Source organism: Pseudonocardia ammonioxydans, from assembly GCF_900115005.1.
GTDB lineage: Bacteria > Actinomycetota > Actinomycetes > Mycobacteriales > Pseudonocardiaceae > Pseudonocardia > Pseudonocardia ammonioxydans.
On sequence record NZ_FOUY01000154.1, the window covers coordinates 1 to 1,338 of the forward strand.

Sequence of the window (1,338 nt, forward strand, 5' to 3'; positions counted from 1 at the left end):
GGACGCTCCTATGGTTCGTCAAGGCCTTGAGTGCTCGCTTCGAGCTGGCGGAACAGCTGTCGTGCGGTGTAGCGCTTGAGGCAGCGGCGGATCTCCCGGTCGGTCTTGCCTTCGGTGTGGCGCCGTTGTGTGTAGTCGCGAGTGGCCTGGTCGTAGCGTTGTCGAGAGAGCACGATGCTGTGCAGGGCTCGGTTGAGCTGGCGGTCGCCGGAACGGTTGAGCCGGTAGCGGACGGTGCGCCCGGAGCTGGCCGGGATCGGGGCGGCTCCGGCGAGCATGGCGAAGGCGGCCTCGTCGCGGCAGCGGCCGGGGTGGGACCAGGCGGTGAGCACGGTCGCAGCGTTGATCGGCCCGACCCCGGTCAACTCGAGTAGATCCGGCCGCCATGACGCCACCACGCGTCGGATCGTCTTCTCGTACTCGGCGGCCTCGGCCTCCAGGGCGCGGATCCGCCGGGCGAGGTCGCGCAGCACCCTGAGCGTGGTGAGCACCTCGACGTCGCCGGTGCTGTTGGCCGGGCGCAGGCCAGCCGCGATGCTGATCTGCGCGCGAGTGCTGCGGTGTCCGCGGAAGCGAGCCCGGACCGCTTCCGGGGCGGTGATGACCTGCGCGCGGAGCTGACGCTGGGCGGTGCTGGCCGCCTCGACCGCTGAACGACGCGCGGTCAGCAGCGACTGCAGCGCAGCCCGCTCGGCCCCGGTCTTGGGCCGGGCCAGCTGGGCCCGCGACAGGGCATCGCGGGCAGCGCGTTCGGCGTCGAGAGGGTCCGAGCGGCGACCCCCGCGCCGTGCCGGGCGCTGCGGTCGGTCGAGTTCGACGACTACCTCCCCGGCCTCGGTGAGGTGGCGGGTCAGACCCGCGCCGTAGCCGCCGGCGCCCTCCACGGCGAACGCGCGCAGCCCACCGTGTCGCTCGGCGGTGGCCAGCAGCTCGTCGTAGCCGTGCGGGTCCGCGGCCACGGTCAGGGTCTGCACCCGCGCACCGGTCGCGGCGACCACGACCGCGGCGGTGTGAGTGTCGGTGTGGGTGTCGACCCCGATGACGAGTTCGACGGTCTCTGCCAGCATGGGCATGCGTTCTCCTTGCAGGACGCGGCTGTTGATCGCCGGCCTGGTTCGGAGATCCGGGCAGGACTGTGATGGGACACCCCGTAGCGGCTACTGCGGGGGTCAGGCTCCTGATCAGGCCACCACTCCGGCCGGGCCGGCACCAGCAGCAGCGAGCGGACATGTCCCGCCACAGGCACCAAAGGGCCAGTCAGGCGATGAGTCACACCCGCCGCTGCTGATCACCAGCCCATCACTTCCGGACTGGCAGGTCCACCCTCACAGTCAGGCG

General features: G+C 71.7%; 1 protein-coding gene. It reads right to left on the bottom strand.

Translation table 11 applies throughout. From position 1 onward, the window contains the following. Positions 1 to 8: 8 nt before the first annotated feature. Positions 9 to 1,073: an IS110 family RNA-guided transposase gene (locus BM093_RS34830; RefSeq protein ID WP_093357737.1), complete on the bottom strand. Its 1,065-nt coding sequence runs from the start codon at positions 1,071 to 1,073 to the stop codon at positions 9 to 11. Between the last annotated feature and the right edge of the window lie 265 nt (positions 1,074 to 1,338).

Coding starts and splice junctions, on each gene's coding strand:
- BM093_RS34830 (WP_093357737.1), bottom strand. CDS start 1,073: ATGCCCATGCTGGCAGAGACCGTCGAACTCGTCATCGGGGTCGACACC.